Source organism: Pseudomonas sp. RIT-To-2 (genome assembly GCF_029623465.1).
GTDB classification, from domain to species: Bacteria; Pseudomonadota; Gammaproteobacteria; order Pseudomonadales; family Pseudomonadaceae; genus Aquipseudomonas; species Aquipseudomonas silvicola.
In genome coordinates this window covers 44,718-61,819 of sequence record NZ_JAPYKM010000010.1, presented here as the reverse complement: position 1 = coordinate 61,819, position 17,102 = coordinate 44,718, and the positions used below count along the sequence as shown (strand labels likewise).

Below are 17,102 nucleotides of genomic sequence, written 5' to 3'. Positions count from 1 at the left end.
CCAGCTCCCGCACTGAAGCAATGAACAACCCTTCAAGTCCGCAACCAGGTAAACAGCAGAAGGGTTTCCCCTCAAAGAATAGCCGGGAAGTTCGCAAGGTAGCCGGCCCACCCCACGGCCCGTGACCCCACCAGGCACACCCGCGCCGTCTGCAAGAATGAAAAACCCGTCACAAGGACGGGTTTAAATGACTATCGTAGCCTCAAGGGTTGGACGTACCACTCAACGCCAGGTCCATCAGTTCGCGGTTGGCTACTGCGTACATGGCATAGTCGGTCCCGGTAGCCGCCCTCAGCTCTTCGAGCATGGCGCGCCAGCGCGCTACCATGTTCTTGTGCTGATCGGCCCACAGCAACACTCGCTCATCCATATCTGCGGGCGCATCAATCATCTGCAACACGGAGATGGTGATGGCGCGCTGCTGAAAGTCGATGTCATCACGGAACGCTTCCCGGGCCAGGGCCTGCCAGTTGTTCTCCACCGGCAGGCTGCTGATCTGCTGCAGGTACCAGTTCAGCTCCAGCGAACTGCCCACGGCGAAGAACGCCTTGGCCACTTCGGCGGCATTGTGACCGGTGACGTCCGAGGCTTCGATGATCGGCAGCAGGGTGTACAGGTGGCTGGTGCCCGCCACCATGCGTGCCAGCAACTCCGGCACACCGGCTTCGACGTACCCCTGGTAGCGGGTCTGCCAATGCTCCCGGGTCGGCCCTTCCAGCAGCTCATCGAGCTTGAGGCCCAGCGCGGCGATATGCGGCCCGAAGTGGGCCACGTCGCGCCCGGCGTCCTGCTCGTTGCGACGGCTGCGCAGGAACCAGCGCGTGGCGCGGCGGCCCAGGCGCATCAGCTCGTCCATCAACGCCAACTGCACATCGGCGGACACCTGGTAGTCCAGCGCCTCGATCTGGCGGAACCAGTGCGGCAGGTGGAAGATGTCACGCACGATCACGTAAGCCCCGGCCACGTTGGCCGGGCTCATGCCAGTGGACTCCTTCAGGCGCTGCACGAAGGTAATGCCCATGTTGTTGACCAGGTCGTTGGCGATCTGGGTGCTGACGATCTCGCGCTTGAGGCGGTGGCGACGCATGGACTCGGCGTACTGGCTGACCAGGCTGGGCGGGAACGCCGTTTCCATGTCGCGGGTCAGGTAGGCATCGTCCGGCACCTGGGACTTGAGCAACGCTTCCTTGAGGTCGATCTTGCTGTAGGAGATCAGCACCGACAGTTCAGCGCGGGTCAGGCCCTGGTTGGCCGCCGCCCGCTCCAGCAACTGCTCCTCGGTGGGCAGGAACTCGATGGCGCGGTCCAGCTTGCCGCGGCTTTCGAGGTCAGCCATCAGGCGCTTGTACTCGGCGATGCGCTCATAGGCACGGCGCGCCGCCAGGGACAGGGCCTGGGTCTGCTTGTAGTTGTTGCCCAGCACCAGGTGGCCGACTTCATCGGTCATGCTGCCCAGCAGCACGTTGCGCTGCTTCTCGGTCATGTCGCCGGCCTGCACCACTTCGTTGAGCAGGATCTTGATGTTGACCTCATGGTCGGAACAGTCCACGCCGCCAGCGTTGTCGATGAAGTCGGTGTTGGTGGCGCCACCCAACAGGCCGAACTCCACCCGGCCCAGCTGGGTCATGCCCAGGTTTCCGCCCTCGCCCACCACCTTGCAACGCAGCTCATTGCCATCGACGCGCAAGGCGTCGTTGGCCTTGTCGCCCACATCGGCGTGGCTTTCCTTGCTGGACTTGACGTAGGTGCCAATGCCGCCGTTCCACAGCAGGTCCACCGGCGCCTTCAGCAGCGCATGCAGCAGCTCGGTAGGCGTCAATTTGTCGGCCTGGATATCGAAGCGCGCTTTCATCTGCGGGCTGATGGCAATGCTCTTGGCACTGCGCGGGAAGATACCGCCGCCTTCGGACATGATGGAGGTGTTGTAGTCGCTCCACGCCGAGCGCGGCAGGTCGAACAGGCGCTGGCGTTCAGCGAAGCTGGTGGCCGGGTCCGGGTTGGGGTCGATGAAGATGTGCAGGTGGTTGAACGCCGCCACCAGTTGCAGCTTGTCGCTCATCAGCAGGCCGTTGCCGAACACGTCGCCCGCCATGTCGCCGACGCCGATCACGCTGATGCTGTCCTGCTGCACGTTGATACCGCGCTCGCGGAAGTGGCGTTGTACACCTACCCAGGCGCCCTTGGCGGTGATACCCATCTTCTTGTGGTCGTAACCGGCCGAACCACCCGAAGCAAAAGCGTCCCCCAACCAGAAGCCATAGTCGATGGCGATGCCATTGGCGATGTCGGAGAACGTCGCGGTGCCCTTGTCTGCGGCGACCACCAGGTAGGGGTCGTCATCATCATGACGCACTACGTTGGCCGGGGGCACCACGCCGCCCTCCTTGAGGTTGTCGGTAATGTCCAGCAACCCGGAAATGAACAGGCGGTAGCAGGCGATGGCCTCGTTCTGGATATCGTCACGGCTGCCACCCAGGGGCAAGCGACGCGGTACGAAACCGCCCTTGGCGCCCACCGGCACGATCACCGAGTTCTTCACCTGCTGGGCTTTCACCAGGCCCAGCACTTCAGTGCGGAAGTCTTCCTCACGGTCCGACCAGCGCAGGCCGCCGCGGGCAACATTGCCGAAGCGCAGGTGCACGCCTTCCACCCGCGGGCAGTAGACGAATATCTCGAACTTGGGCACGGGCTTGGGCAGTTCGGGAATCAGCCTGGGGTTGAACTTGAAGCTGAAATACGACTTGGCGTGGCCCTTGGCATCCGGCTGGTAGAAGTTGGTACGCAGGGTGGCCTTGATCAGGTCCAGGTAGCGACGAAGGATGCGGTCTTCGTTGAGCACTTGCACATCGTCCAGGGCGGTGACGATCGCCTGCTCCAGGCGCTGCTGCTTGTCGTCCAGGTCTTCGGCGGTGAGCTTGCGGGCCAGGTAGAAACGGGTCTTGAACAGCCGGGTCAGCTCGCGGGCGATGTCGGTGTGGTTGTTCAGGGTACTGGCGATGTAGCCCAGGTCAAAGCCCAGGCGGATCTGCTTGAGGTAGCGGGCATAGGCACGCAGCAGCGCCACATCGCGCCACGGCAGGCCGGCGGTCAGCACCAGGCGGTTGAACGCGTCGTTCTCGGCGTCGCCCTGCACGATATGCACGAAGGCATCCTGCAGGGTGTCGTTGAGCTGCTGGATATCCAGGTTCAGGCCTTCGGCAGCGGTAAAGGCGAAGTCGTGAATCCAGAACTCGCGGCCATTGGTATGGCGCAGGCGATACGGGAATTCACCCAGCACGCGCAGGCCAAGGTTTTCCAGGATAGGCAGCACGTCGGACAACGCCAGCGGCGTGTCGGCGTGGTAGAGCTTGCAGTGCAGCTGCTGTTTGCCGGTCTGGGCCAGCGGCTGGTAGAAACTCATCACCAGCGGGCGCTTTTCCGAGAGGGTCTGCAGGTGCTGCATGTCGACCACCGCAGAGTGAGCGGCGAAGCGCTCGCGGTAGCCGGCGGGAAAACCCTTGGGGAAGTCAGCCAGCACGTTGGTGCCCTGGGCTTCGCCAAAGGCCTCCACGGTGAGCGCGGCGTAGTCGTCCTGCCACGAACGGCAGGCCTGCACCACTTCGTTTTCCAGTTGCAGGGGGTCGATGTCGATGCGATTTTTCGGGTCGACGCGCAGAATCAACTGCACCCGCGCCAGCACCGACTCTGAGAAGAAGGTCCAGAATTCGCAGTCGCTGGCCTTGAGGCGCTCCATCAATACCTGCTGGATCTTCTGCCGCACTTCGGTGGAGTAGACGTCGCGGGGCACATAGGCCAGGCAGTAGCAGAAACGCCCGTAGGGATCCTTGCGCAGGAACACGCGGATCTTGTTGCGTTCCTGGATCTGCACGATCGACATCACCGTGCTGAACAGCTCGTCCACCGGGGTCTGGAACAGGTCGTCGCGGGGCAGCACTTCCACTACCTGGGCCAGCTCCTTGCCCAGGTGTGCCTTGGGGTCGAAGCCGGAGCGGTGCTCGATTTCGGCGACCTTGCGGCGAATGTACGGGATCTGCCGCACACTCTCGCCGTACACCGACGAAGTGTACAGGCCCATGAAGCGGCATTCCTTGATGACCTTGCCGCTGGCATCCAACTGGCGCACCGACACGTAGTCGGGGTAGGCCGGGCGGTGCACGCGGCTGGGGTGCGCGGCCTTGGCGAAGGACAGCAGCAGGGGTTCATTGAGGTAGTTGACGGCGTAATCTTCGATGCGCAGGTCTTCGGCGGTGAGGCCGGCGCGCAACAGGCGGGTCAGGCCCAGGAAGCTGTTCTCGTCGTACACCAGGTGGCCGCCGTCGGCCTCGTCGGCCACCACGAATTCTTCATAGCCCAGGAAGGTGAAATGGTTGCCCACCAGCCATTCCAGAAACGTCTTGACCTCGGCCTTTTCACCCTCGTCCACGGCATAGGGGCTCTGGTCCACCAGCGCCAGCACTTCGCGGACCTTGGCCTTCATCGGCTCGAAATCAGCGACGGCAACCCGCACCTCCACCAGCACCTGCTCCAGTTCCTTGGCCAGCAGGTTCAGCTCGGCGGCATTGGCGCAGCGGTCGATCTCCAGGTACATCAGCGATTCCTGCAGCACACCTTCGCCCTGGGTGCCCTTCGCCAGCACCTCCAGCAGGGTGCCGTCGGCGCCGCGGCGCACGCTCAGCACGGTGGTCTGCAGGGTATGAATGCTGTAGCCGCGGCGGTTGAGTTCGGTGCGTACCGAATCCACCAGGAACGGCAGGTCGTGGTGCAGGACCTCCACGGCGGTGTGGGTCGACTGCCAGCCATGGCGTTCGTAATCAGGGTTGTACACCCGCACCTGGGGCTGGGCGTGGTTGAACCGCTCCAGCAGGCGCCAGGCCGAGAGGGTACAGCCGGCCAGGTCGCTGAGGCGGCGCTGGGTGAGTTCGTCCATTGAGATGATGCCGAAGAACTGATCGGCGAACAGCGCTACTTGTGGCAGTGCCTGCTCGCCGATGTGCTGCGCCAGGGCCGCTTTCAGTTGTTGCTGGAAGTCGGCTTTGCTGGCCGCGGTGAAGAACGCCATCTGTGGTACTCCGCTTGGGCTTGTTTTTGAATGAAGCGTCGCGTGTATTCCCCTGCTGGGATCAACCATAGCCAACCCGTTGCAACAGGGGAGGAAATTCCGGCCAGGGGCCGGAACAGGGGGCGCCCTGCAAGGCGCATTGGACGTTGCACCAAAATGGAACACCCCCTCAACTGCCCAGCTTACCCAGTGCCACCTGTTGGATACTTGCGACGCTGCGACATATTCGGTCAACGGGGAGTTGTCGTACGAGCTACACAGGGCGTTGCACACGCCAGTTTCTGATTCCGGGCAAACAGTGTCAGAATCGCTTCCTGCCCTCCTACCTTGGTAATAATCATGCAATTTCAAGCCAGCCAGTTGATGGTCAACCCGTGCGACGACGAAGAAGACAACATGGCCCTGGTGTGCTGCCATGACGAAAAGGGCGGTATGATCCTGATCACCCGCCTGGCCGACGACAAGGACGTGGAACTCACCCTGGGCGAGGAAGACCCCTGCTACGTGCGCGACTTCAAGGTGACCCTGGACGACAAGACCCTGACGTTGGAACTGGCCGCCGACGATGCCGACGTATTGAACGGTGACGTGGAACTGGTGATCAACTATGACAGCAGCCAGGTAGACCTGCTGGAAGTCGAAGAAACCCTTCGCAACATCCTCGACGGCACCGGCACCTACATCAGCCATATCGCCCGCTGATTCCTGAACAGGAGCGCACCCATGACCGGCCAGGTATTCGACGCTCACTGCCACATCATCGACCCGCGTTTCCCGCTGGTCGCCAATGACGGCTACTTGCCGCCCACCTATACGGTGGATGATTACCTGGCCCAGGCCGCGCCGCTGGGCGTAAGCAGCGGCGCGGTGGTGTCCGGGTCCTTCCAGGTGTTCGACCAGGGCTACCTGCTCGACGCCCTGGCTCGCCTGGGGCCCGGCTTCGTCGGCGTCACCCAGCTACCCGCCTCGGTGACCGATGACGAGTTGCAGCACCTGGACCGCCATGGCGTGCGCGCGCTGCGCTTCAACCTCAAGCGCGGTGGTTCCGAACAACTGGACAAGCTGGAACCCTTTGCCAAGCGCGTGCATGAACTGCTGGGGTGGCATGCCGAGCTGTATGTCGACTCTCGTGACCTGCATCCGCTGGAGGCGCGCTTGCTGCGCCTGCCGGAAGTCAGCATCGATCATCTGGGCCTGAGCCGCGAAGGCTTGCCCACGGTACTGCGCCTGGCCGAGCGTGGGGTGCGGGTGAAGGCGTGCGGGTTCGGGCGTGTGGATTTTCCGGTAGGGCCAGCGTTGCAGGCGCTCTACGCGGCCAACCCCCATGCGCTGATGTTTGGTACCGACCTGCCGTCCACCCGCGCGCCGCGGCCGTTTCGGGCCGATGACCTGACGATGATCGAAGATGAGCTGGGAGAAGATGGCGCGCAGATGGTGCTGTGGGGCAATGCGCGGGATTTCTACCGCCTGTGATGCTCACAGCCCCACCGGTCGATCTTCAGGCTTTCTTGCGAATCCAGTACAGGTAGTGCCCTGCGCTTTCCTGCTGCTCTACCAGCTCATGACCCAAAAACACGCAGAACTTGGGGATATCGCGCTTGGTCGAGGGGTCGGTGGCGATCACTTTCAAAAGCCCCCCCGCCGGCAGGTCGCGCACGTGCTGATGCAGCATCATCACCGGTTCAGGGCAATTCAGGCCGGTGGCGTCGAGCACGCCGTCCACGGCCATTTCAGTGGTTTCAGACATAAAAGGCTCCAGAATCTGACGGGCATTGTCGCCCAAAGCCCCGGCGCGGGTCACCCCTTGCGCGCAGGCTTCTTGGCGGGCGTGGCCAGGCGGCGCAGGTGGCAGGTCACTTCCTCGCGGTCGTGGTACAACTGCTTGCAGCCGATCTCCACCTCGATGCCACGGGCCTTGAAACCGTCAGCGATGCGTTCCAGCAGGCGCCGCACCTCGGCATAGCGCTGTTTCATCGGCAGTTTCAGGTTCACCACCGCTTCACGGCACAGGCCCTCGCCCAACCAGGTTTCCAGCAGGAATGCGCTGCGCGCAGGCTTTTCGACGATGTCGCAGACCATCCAATCCACGGGCGGGCGCGGCTTGTAGGTGAAACCATCGGCCATCAGGTGGGTGACCAACCCCGTGTCCATCAGGCTCTGGGCCATGGGGCCGTTGTCGATGGCGGTCACCAGCATGCCGCGGCGCACCAGCTGGTAGGTCCAGCCGCCCGGCGCGGCGCCCAGGTCGACACCGGTCATGTCGCCGTTCAGGCGCTCGTCCCACTCATCCCGCGGAATGAAGTGGTGCCAGGCCTCTTCCAGCTTCAAGGTCGAGCGGCTGGGGGCTTCGCGGGGAAATTTCAGGCGCGGGATGCCCATGGGCCACATTGCCGAGTTGTCGGCGTCGGCCAGGCCCAGGAATACTTCCCGGCCACTCTTGAAGGTCAGCAACAGCCGTGGCAGCGCCGCGTCATCCACCAGCTTGCCGGCCTTGAGCAAGGCCTTGCGCAGCGGGACTTCGAATTTGCGACAGAAGGTCGACAGTTCCTTGCCGTCATTGGTGTCCAGCACTTCCAGCCACAGGCTGCCGCAGGTCGGATAAGCACCCAGGGCGTCCAGCAGCACGCTGATACGGTCGGTTTCGGGCAACTCCACGAAGGAGCCCCGCGCCCACTGGCGCAGGAAGATCAGGTCACTGAAGTTCACCTCGTCCATCAGCCGCGCCAGGGCGTCGGGTTCATGGCAGATGAACTCGGCGCAGGCGCTGGCAGGCTTGGCCTTGGCGTAACCGGGCACGTCGAGGTAGGCGGCGAGCTCGGAAATTTCAGCACAGACTTCGTTTTCGAAGCCCGGGCGACAATGCATAAACAGGGTATTCATTCAGCACTCCTGGAACGGCCGCCCGACACTGGGCCACCGCCATGGCGGGCATGCCACTGGCGTGCCGCGCAAAACAGCGCATGATAAAGGAAGTTCGGAACCAGCGACACGATGCGGCAGTCCAGTGTATTGATAGTTAGCTATGCTTTTTGCCCAGGTCCGTGACCGTGCGGACATTCACAGAGGCGGCGTGAGCTGCGCCAAGCGGCTTGCGCGGCACCTGCCAAGGAGTGATTTCATGCCCTCGCTTGATAGCCTGAAGACCCTCAAGGCGCTGCAGATCGATGACCTTGAGTACCACTATTTCAGCCTGCCCGAAGCCGCCAAGAGCCTGGGTGACCTGCATGCCTTGCCCATGTCGTTGAAAGTGTTGCTGGAAAACCTGCTGCGCTGGGAAGACGGCACCACCGTCACTGGTGACGACCTCAAGGCACTGGCTGGCTGGCTGCGCGAAAAACGCAGCGACCGCGAGATCCAGTACCGCCCTGCCCGCGTGTTGATGCAGGACTTCACCGGGGTACCCGCCGTGGTCGACCTGGCAGCCATGCGTGCTGCCGTGGCCAAGGCCGGCAGCGACCCACAGCGCATCAACCCACTGTCACCCGTGGACCTGGTGATCGACCACTCGGTGATGGTCGACAAATACGGCACCGACCAGGCCTTCGGCGAAAACGTCGATATCGAAATGCAGCGCAACGGCGAGCGCTATGCCTTCCTGCGCTGGGGCCAGAACGCGTTCGACAACTTCAGCGTGGTGCCACCCGGCACCGGCATCTGCCACCAGGTGAACCTGGAGTACCTGGGCCGTACCGTGTGGACCAAGGAAGAAGACGGCCGCACTTATGCCTTCCCCGACACCCTGGTAGGCACCGATTCGCATACCACCATGATCAACGGCCTGGGCGTGCTGGGCTGGGGCGTGGGGGGCATCGAGGCGGAGGCGGCCATGCTCGGCCAGCCGGTGTCGATGCTGATTCCCGAGGTCATCGGCTTCAAGCTCACCGGCAAGCTGCGCGAAGGCATCACCGCCACCGACCTGGTGCTGACCGTCACCCAGATGCTGCGCAAGAAAGGCGTGGTGGGCAAGTTCGTCGAATTCCATGGCGACGGGCTGGCTGACCTGCCGTTGGCCGACCGCGCCACCATCGCCAACATGGCCCCCGAATACGGCGCCACCTGCGGTTTTTTCCCGGTAGACGACGTGACCCTGGACTACCTGCGCCTGTCCGGGCGCCCGGCCGCCACGGTGAAACTGGTGGAAGCGTACTGCAAGGCCCAGGGCCTGTGGCGCCTGCCCGGGCAGGAACCGCAATTCACCGACAGCCTGGCGCTGGACATGGGTGAAGTGGAAGCCAGCCTCGCCGGCCCCAAACGCCCACAGGACCGGGTGCCCCTGGCCAAGGTACCGCAAGCCTTCCAGGATTTCGTCGGCCTGCAGATGAAACCCTCCAACAAGGAGGAAGGCCGCCTGGAAAGTGAAGGTGGCGGTGGCGTGGCCGTGGGCAATGCGGCCCAGGCGGGTGAAGCGCAGTACAGCTGGCAAGGCCAGAACCACCGGCTCAAGGACGGCGCCGTGGTGATCGCGGCGATTACTTCCTGCACCAATACCTCCAACCCCAGCGTGATGATGGCCGCCGGGCTGGTAGCGAAAAAGGCAGTCGAAAAGGGCCTCAGCTGCAAGCCCTGGGTCAAGACGTCATTGGCGCCTGGCTCGAAGGTGGTGACCGACTACTACAAGGCCGCCGGCCTGACCCCGTACCTGGACAAACTGGGCTTCGACCTGGTGGGCTATGGCTGTACCACCTGCATCGGCAACTCTGGCCCGCTGGATGAACCCATCGAAAAGGCCATCCAGCAGGCGGACCTGACCGTGGCCTCGGTATTGTCGGGCAACCGCAACTTCGAAGGCCGCGTGCACCCGCTGGTGAAAACCAACTGGTTGGCGTCCCCGCCCCTGGTCGTGGCCTATGCCCTGGCCGGCAGCGTGACCATTGACCTCAGCCGCGAGCCCCTGGGCACCGGCAGCGACGGGCAACCGGTGTACCTGCGGCATATCTGGCCCAGCCAGCAGGAAATCGCCGAGGCCGTGCGCAGCGTCGATACCGCCATGTTCCACAAGGAATACGCCGAGGTCTTCGCGGGTGACGCCCAATGGCAAGCCATCGAAGTGCCCCAGGCCGCGACCTATGTGTGGCAAGACGACTCCACCTACATCCAGCATCCACCTTTCTTCGACGACATCACCGCGCCGCTGAAGGACATCACCGACGTGCACGGCGCGCGCATCCTGGCGCTGCTGGGCGATTCGGTGACCACCGACCACATCTCCCCCGCCGGCAACATCAAGGCCAACAGCCCTGCCGGCCGCTACCTGCAGGAAAAAGGCGTGCAACCGAGGGACTTCAACTCCTATGGCTCACGCCGGGGCAACCATGAAGTGATGATGCGCGGCACCTTTGCCAACATCCGCATCCGCAACGAAATGCTCGGCGGCGAAGAAGGCGGCAACACCCTGTACATTCCCACCGATGAAAAGCTGGCCATCTACGACGCTGCCATGAAATACCAGGCTGACGGTACGCCGCTGGTGGTGATCGCTGGCCAGGAATACGGCACCGGCTCCAGCCGCGACTGGGCGGCCAAAGGCACTAACCTGCTGGGGGTGAAAGCGGTCATCGCTGAAAGCTTCGAACGTATTCACCGCTCCAATCTGGTGGGCATGGGCGTATTGCCCTTGCAGTTCAAGAATGGCCAGAGCCGCAAGTCCCTGGGCCTGACGGGACGCGAAACGCTGGATATCACCGGGCTCGAAGGGGTGCCATTGAAACCGCACATGGACCTTGAATTGCGTATCACCCGTGAAAGTGGTGAAACCGAGAAAGTCACGGTGCTATGCCGCATCGACACGCTCAATGAGGTGGAGTACTTCAAGGCCGGAGGGATCTTGCATTATGTGTTGCGGCAGTTGATCGCTGGGTAACAGCCCTGGTCAGGGGTGTGGCTTGCAAGTGCATGGCGGGGCTCAAGACCGCCGAACACCCAGCGCCATACCCTACCAGGCCCAGCGATCCCTCAAGCCAGGCACTTCCCCTCTCGCTCATTGCCACCCGCTAAAAAATATAGATTCAATTTCACCTCCGAACGGCCGACAACCTGTGAAAGCCTTGCGGAACCCACTTGCCATGCGTAACAACCAGCCAGTCACCCAGCGCGAACGGACCTTCCCAGCCCAACAGCGCCTGATCTCCACCACCGACGCCAAAGGCGTGATCACCTATTGCAACGATGCTTTCGTCGATATCAGTGGGTTTTCCCGTGAGGAGTTGATTCGTGCGCCACACAACACGGTGCGCCACCCCGATGTGCCGCAGGCGGTGTTCGAGCACATGTGGGCTACCCTGCGCCAAGGTCAACCGTGGATGGGTATCGTCAAGAACCGTTGCAAGAATGGCGACTTCTACTGGGTGAACGCTTACGTCACGCCTATTTTCGAGAACAACCAGGTCGTGGGCTACGAGTCGGTGCGGGTCAAGCCCACCGCCGAAATGATCCGCCGGGCCCAAAGCCTGTACGAGCGCCTGAACCAGGGCAAACCCGCCGTGCCGCGTCGTGACCAGTGGCTGCCCGTGGTCCAGGACTGGCTGCCGTTCATCCTGGTCAGCCAGGTCGGCTTCGGCATTGGTAGCTGGCTGGGCACCTCCTGGGGCTTCGCCGTGGCCGCAGTGCTCTCGGTACCGCTGGGCCTGGTGGGCCTGAGCTGGCAACAACGTGGCATCAAGCGGCTGCTGCGCCTGGCAGAACAGACCACGTCCGACCCATTGATCGCGCAGATGTACACCGACAGCCGCGGCGCCCAGGCCCGCCTGGAAATGTCCATTCTGAGCCAGGACGCGCGCCTGAAAACCTGCCTGACCCGCCTGCAGGACACTGCCGAGCACCTCAACGACCAGGCTACCCAGTCCGACAGCCTGGCCCACAAGAGCTCCGAAGGCCTGGAGCGTCAGCGTGTGGAAACCGAACAGGTGGCCACCGCTGTCAACCAGATGGCCGCGACTACCCAGGAAGTGGCCAGCCACGTTCAACGTACCGCCGACGCCACCCAGCAGGCCAACCTGTTGACCAGCCAGGGCCGCAGCATCGCCGGGGAAACCCGCGAAGCCATCCAGCGCCTGTCGGTGGTGGTGGGCGAAACCGGCCAGACGGTGACCCAACTGGCCAAGGACAGCGACGAAATCGGCGGTGTGGTCGACGTGATCAAAGGCATTGCCGACCAGACCAACCTGCTGGCGCTGAACGCTGCCATCGAGGCCGCTCGCGCCGGCGAAATGGGCCGTGGTTTCGCCGTGGTAGCCGATGAAGTGCGGCAACTGGCCCAGCGCACCAGCGAATCCACCGGGCAGATCCACGCCCTGATCGCCAAGCTGCAACAGACCGCCAGCAACGCCGTGCAAACCATGGACGCCGGCCACCGCCAGGCCGAGGAAGGCGTGGCGCGGGTACTGGAAGCGGACCAGGCGCTGGTGGGCATCAGCGAGGCAGTGGCCAACATTACCGACATGACCACCCAGATCGCCGCCGCCACCGAAGAGCAGACTGCCGTGGCCGAAGAGATCAGCCGCAACATCAGCACCATCGCCAACCTGGCCGACCAGACCAGCGAGCAAGCGCAGAGCTCGGCGCTGCTGAGCGAGGAGCTGACGCGCACTGCCCATAGCCAGTATTCGCTGGTAGAGCGGTTCAACCGCTGACCGACGCTGCCGGGTCACAGCCGCCGCGTAGCAGCGGACCCGGCCGCGTCACAGGCGCCGCGAAGCATCCGATACACCGCGTGCGCCGCCAGGGCCGCTGCTGACGTCGGACTGCAGAAACCCTGCCACCGCCTCCGCCGCCGCCTCCAGGTGCTGCTCATGGCTGAACCCTGAGGCCTTCAACGGCTTCAGGTCATGGTCTCCCGCCACCAGCCAGCACAATTCGATGTGCCGGGATAATGCATACCCCTCGACCGCCAACCGATTGCCCAGGGCGTCCCGCTCGCCCTGAACAATCAGCGTCGGCGTGCGCAAGTCCGCCAAGTGCTCGGTACGTGGCTTCTCCGGCTTGCCGGCGGCATAGAACGGGTACCCCAGGCACACCAACGCGCTGGCGCCCAGTTCATCGGCCAACAGGCTGGCCATGCGCCCGCCCATGGACTTGCCGCCAATCGCCAAGGTGCCCTGCACCAGGGGTTCGACCTGCTCATACACCTGGCGCCAGCACTCCAGCAGCTTGGGTTTGGGGTTGGGCGGCCGCTTGCTGCCGTCGATTCGGCGCTGGGCCATGTAGGGGAATTCGAAACGCACCACCCCTACCCCACGGGCGGACAGCTTACCGGCCATCAGGTTCATGAAGCCGCTGTCCATGGGTGCCCCGGCACCATGGGCCAGAATCAGGCAGGCCACCGCCTGGCCCTGCGGCGGCGTCCATAGCCAGCCCTGGTCCTGCGCCAGTGCGGCCAGCTGATCTGCGTCAATGTCGCAACGTTGTGCGTGTTTCATGCTTTGCCCACTCAAAAAGAATCATCCGCCATCATAACGAGTGGCCAGCGCCTTGTGGGCCAAGGGACAACTCGCCCGCCAGCGACTAAGCTCAAACGGATGAAAAAGTGGGCTCGGCGAATGTGTTTCCGCATGTTGGAAACACCGGCGCCGTCGACTCCGGCAAGGCTCCCGGTTCGCTGGAGGGCCCGCCAGATGGACCTCGGAGCGCTCGCAATAATTGCTAGCCATGATTGCTAGCAACTCTTGCATCGCCCCCACGCATTCTCCATACTGCCGCCGGTTTACAACCCTAATAACAACACCTGAACCGTGGACAACCAGCAATGAGCACAGCACTCGCTCCGACTGCGTACAACTACAAGGTGGTGCGCCAGTTCGCCATCATGACGGTGGTCTGGGGAATTGTCGGCATGGGCGTGGGGGTGTTCATCGCCTCGCAGCTCATCTGGCCGCAACTGAACTTCGACCTGCCCTGGACCACCTTCGGTCGCCTCCGACCCTTGCACACCAACCTGGTGATCTTCGCCTTCGGCGGTTGCGCACTGTTCGGCACGTCCTACTACGTGGTACAGCGAACCTGTCAGACGCGGCTGATCTCGGACGGCCTGGCGGCGTTCACCTTCTGGGGCTGGCAGGCTGTCATCGTCAGCGCCATCATCACCCTGCCGCTGGGTTACACCACCACCAAGGAATACGCGGAGCTTGAATGGCCGATCGCCATCCTGCTGGCGATTGTCTGGGTGTGCTACGCCATCACGTTCTTCGGCACCATCGTCAAGCGCAAGACCAAGCATATCTACGTGGGCAACTGGTTCTACGGCGCGTTCATCCTGGTGACCGCGATGCTGCACATCGTCAACCACATCTCGCTGCCTGTGAGCCTGTTCAAATCCTACTCGGCGTACGCCGGCGCCACGGACGCGATGATCCAGTGGTGGTACGGCCACAACGCCGTGGGCTTTTTCCTCACCACCGGTTTCCTGGGCATGATGTATTACTTCGTGCCCAAGCAGGCGGAGCGGCCGATCTACTCCTACCGACTGTCCATCGTGCACTTCTGGGCATTGATCACCCTGTACATCTGGGCCGGCCCGCACCACCTGCACTACACCGCCCTGCCCGACTGGGCACAATCGCTGGGCATGGTGATGTCGATCATCCTGCTGGCGCCCAGCTGGGGCGGCATGATCAACGGCATGATGACCCTGTCGGGGGCTTGGCATAAGTTGCGCACCGACCCGATCCTGCGCTTTCTGGTGGTGTCGCTGGCCTTCTATGGCATGTCCACGTTCGAAGGCCCGATGATGGCCATCAAGACGGTGAACTCGCTGTCGCACTACACCGACTGGACCATCGGCCACGTGCACGCCGGGGCGCTGGGCTGGGTGGCGATGATTTCCATCGGCGCCGTGTACCACATGATCCCGAAACTGTTCGGCCGCCCGCAGATGCACAGCATCGGCCTGATCAACGCGCATTTCTGGCTGGCCACCATCGGCACCGTGCTCTACATCGCTTCCATGTGGGTGAACGGCATCACCCAGGGCCTGATGTGGCGTGCCATCAATGATGACGGCACCCTCACCTATTCCTTCGTCGAGGCCCTGCAGGCCAGCAAACCGGGCTACATCGTACGCGCGCTGGGCGGTTCGTTCTTCGCCAGCGGCATGCTGCTGATGGCCTGGAACGTGTGGCGCACCGTGCGTGCCGCCACCCCTGAAGAAGCCGAGGCGGCCACCCGCATCGCTGTCGTGGGGGCGCACTGATGAAACATGAAACGCTGGAGAAGAACATCGGCCTGCTGGCCTTCTTCATGGTCATTGCCGTGAGCATCGGCGGCCTGACCCAGATCGTCCCGCTGTTTTTCCAGGACGTGACCAACAAGCCCATCGAAGGCATGAAGCCGCGCCCGGCCCTGGAGCTGGAAGGCCGCGACGTGTTCATCGCCAACGGCTGCGTGGGCTGCCATTCGCAGATGATCCGCCCGTTCCGCGCCGAGACCGAGCGTTACGGCCACTACTCGGTGGCCGGTGAAAGCGTGTGGGACCACCCCTTCCTGTGGGGCTCCAAACGCACTGGCCCGGACCTGGCCCGGGTGGGTGGCCGCTACTCCGATGACTGGCACCGCGCGCACCTGTACAACCCGCGCAACGTGGTGCCCGAGTCGGTGATGCCGGCCTACCCGTTCCTGGTGGAAAACCGCCTGGACGGCAAGCTGACAGCGCGCAAGATGCAAGTGATGCGCGAGCTGGGCGTGCCCTATACCGACGCCGATATCGCCGGCGCCGAAGCGGCCGTCAAGGGCAAGACCGAAATGGACGCACTGGTGGCCTACCTGCAAGGCCTTGGCACCCTCATCAAAAGCAAACGGTGACGCACATGGATATCGGAACCATCCGAGGCCTGGGCACCGTCGTGGTGATGGTGGCCTTCATCGGCCTGGCGTTGTGGGTGTTCAGCAGCCGGCGCAAGAAGGACTTCGACGAAGCCACCTTGCTGCCGTTCGCCGACGACCCCGACGCCATCGCCAAGGTAGAACAAGCCCAGGCGCAAGCGCGCGCGTCCAGGAGTGACAAGCAATGACAACGTTTTGGAGCCTGTACGTAACCCTCCTGACCCTGGGCACTATCGTGGCCCTGACCTGGCTGCTGTTCTCGACCCGCCGCGGCCAGCGCAGCGAGGCCACCGAGGAAACGGTGGGCCACTCCTTCGATGGCATCGAGGAATACGACAACCCGCTGCCCAAATGGTGGTTCCTGCTGTTCGTGGGCACTATCGTCTTCGCCCTCGGCTACCTGAGCCTGTACCCCGGCCTGGGCAGCTGGACCGGGCTGCTGCCGGGCTACCAGTATCTGGATAACGACACCCGGAAGCAGTTTTCCGACGGCAAGACCGGGTGGACCGGCGTGCACGAATGGGAAAAGGAAATGGCCCGGGCCGATGCGCGCTTCGGCCCCATCTACGCCAAGTTCGCGGCCATGCCCATCGAAGACGTGGCCAAGGATCCCCAGGCCCTGAAAATGGGGGGCCGGTTGTTTGCCAGCAACTGCTCGGTGTGCCACGGCTCTGACGCCAAGGGCGCCTACGGCTTCCCCAACCTCACCGACGAAGACTGGCGCTGGGGCGGCGACCCGCAGACCATCGAAACCACCATCCTGGGCGGTCGCCATGCGGTGATGCCGGCCTGGGCCGAGGTGATCGGTGAACAGGGTGTGGCCGACGTGGCGGCCTTCGTCATTGCCCAATTGGACGGCCGCACGCTGCCCGAAGGCGCCAAGGCCGACGCCGCCAACGGCCAGAAAATCTTCGCCGCCAATTGCGTGGCGTGCCACGGCCCCGAAGGCAAAGGCACCCCGGCCATGGGCGCGCCCAACCTCACCCACCCGCAGGCGTTCATCTACGGCTCAAGCTTCGCCCAGTTGCAACAGACCATCCGCTACGGCCGTCAGGGCCAGATGCCGGCGCAGGAACTGTTGCAGGGCAAGGACAAGGTGCACTTGCTGGCGGCGTATGTGTATAGCCTGTCGCATGGGGAAGCGAAAACAGCGGACTAGCACAACCGAGTCGCAGCACCCGATCGACAATGACCGCTCCGGCAGGTACCGAAGCGGCACACCGTCCCACCG

At 63.3% G+C, this 17,102-nt stretch carries 12 protein-coding genes; 8 read left to right on the top strand and 4 right to left on the bottom strand.

All coding sequences use genetic code 11. From position 1 onward, the window contains the following. Nucleotides 1-202: 202 nt before the first annotated feature. Entirely contained in the window at nucleotides 203-5,059 is a 4,857-nt protein-coding gene (locus tag QBK88_RS11565; RefSeq protein WP_277962136.1) for an NAD-glutamate dehydrogenase, read from the bottom strand. Nucleotides 5,060-5,398: 339 nt separating this feature from the next. On the opposite strand from QBK88_RS11565, the gene QBK88_RS11560 reads away from it, so the two are divergent. Together QBK88_RS11560 and QBK88_RS11555 are read left to right on the top strand one after the other, a co-directional pair. Next, a complete protein-coding gene (locus QBK88_RS11560; RefSeq protein ID WP_277962135.1) occupies nucleotides 5,399-5,761 on the top strand; it encodes a hypothetical protein in 363 nt (120 codons plus the stop codon). A gap of 21 nt (nucleotides 5,762-5,782) precedes the next feature. Continuing rightward, complete coding sequence (locus QBK88_RS11555; protein ID WP_277962134.1) at nucleotides 5,783-6,532, top strand: amidohydrolase family protein; 750 nt, start codon at nucleotides 5,783-5,785, stop codon at nucleotides 6,530-6,532. Nucleotides 6,533-6,557: 25 nt separating this feature from the next. On the opposite strand, the gene tusA is transcribed toward QBK88_RS11555, so the two are convergent. Together tusA and rlmM are read right to left on the bottom strand one after the other, a co-directional pair. Then, nucleotides 6,558-6,788, bottom strand: coding sequence for a sulfurtransferase TusA (gene tusA / locus QBK88_RS11550; RefSeq protein WP_277962212.1), 231 nt, complete (start codon nucleotides 6,786-6,788; stop codon nucleotides 6,558-6,560). 68 nt (nucleotides 6,789-6,856) lie between these two features. Continuing rightward, the gene (gene rlmM / locus QBK88_RS11545) at nucleotides 6,857-7,939 is read right to left on the bottom strand and encodes a 23S rRNA (cytidine(2498)-2'-O)-methyltransferase RlmM (RefSeq protein ID WP_277962133.1); all 1,083 of its coding nucleotides are present in this window, start codon (nucleotides 7,937-7,939) and stop codon (nucleotides 6,857-6,859) included. A 238-nt stretch (nucleotides 7,940-8,177) separates the two neighbouring features. On the opposite strand from rlmM, the gene acnA reads away from it, so the two are divergent. Both acnA and QBK88_RS11535 read left to right on the top strand, forming a co-directional pair. Next, entirely contained in the window at nucleotides 8,178-10,919 is a 2,742-nt protein-coding gene (gene acnA, locus QBK88_RS11540) for an aconitate hydratase AcnA (RefSeq protein WP_277962132.1), read from the top strand. Nucleotides 10,920-11,121: 202 nt separating this feature from the next. Continuing rightward, complete coding sequence (locus QBK88_RS11535) at nucleotides 11,122-12,687, top strand: methyl-accepting chemotaxis protein (RefSeq protein ID WP_268149784.1); 1,566 nt, start codon at nucleotides 11,122-11,124, stop codon at nucleotides 12,685-12,687. A 48-nt stretch (nucleotides 12,688-12,735) separates the two neighbouring features. Here QBK88_RS11535 and QBK88_RS11530 read toward each other — a convergent pair whose 3' ends face one another. Beyond that, complete coding sequence (locus QBK88_RS11530; protein ID WP_277962131.1) at nucleotides 12,736-13,473, bottom strand: alpha/beta family hydrolase; 738 nt, start codon at nucleotides 13,471-13,473, stop codon at nucleotides 12,736-12,738. 326 nt (nucleotides 13,474-13,799) lie between these two features. On the opposite strand from QBK88_RS11530, the gene ccoN reads away from it, so the two are divergent. Genes ccoN through ccoP form a run of 4 tightly spaced genes read left to right on the top strand, consistent with a single transcriptional unit; the run spans nucleotide 13,800 to nucleotide 17,030 of the window. After that, nucleotides 13,800-15,242: a cytochrome-c oxidase, cbb3-type subunit I gene (gene ccoN, locus QBK88_RS11525; RefSeq protein ID WP_158152637.1), complete on the top strand. Its 1,443-nt coding sequence runs from the start codon at nucleotides 13,800-13,802 to the stop codon at nucleotides 15,240-15,242. Next, nucleotides 15,242-15,850, top strand: coding sequence for a cytochrome-c oxidase, cbb3-type subunit II (gene ccoO, locus QBK88_RS11520; RefSeq protein ID WP_158152638.1), 609 nt, complete (start codon nucleotides 15,242-15,244; stop codon nucleotides 15,848-15,850). Before ccoN ends, ccoO begins: the two co-directional genes overlap by 1 nt. 5 nt (nucleotides 15,851-15,855) lie before the next feature. Then, nucleotides 15,856-16,059 carry a cbb3-type cytochrome oxidase subunit 3 gene (locus QBK88_RS11515; protein ID WP_268149779.1) on the top strand — a complete coding sequence of 68 codons (204 nt, stop codon included), beginning with the start codon at nucleotides 15,856-15,858 and terminating at the stop codon, nucleotides 16,057-16,059. After that, nucleotides 16,056-17,030 carry a cytochrome-c oxidase, cbb3-type subunit III gene (gene ccoP / locus QBK88_RS11510; protein WP_277962130.1) on the top strand — a complete coding sequence of 325 codons (975 nt, stop codon included), beginning with the start codon at nucleotides 16,056-16,058 and terminating at the stop codon, nucleotides 17,028-17,030. Before QBK88_RS11515 ends, ccoP begins: the two co-directional genes overlap by 4 nt. Nucleotides 17,031-17,102 lie beyond the last annotated feature (72 nt).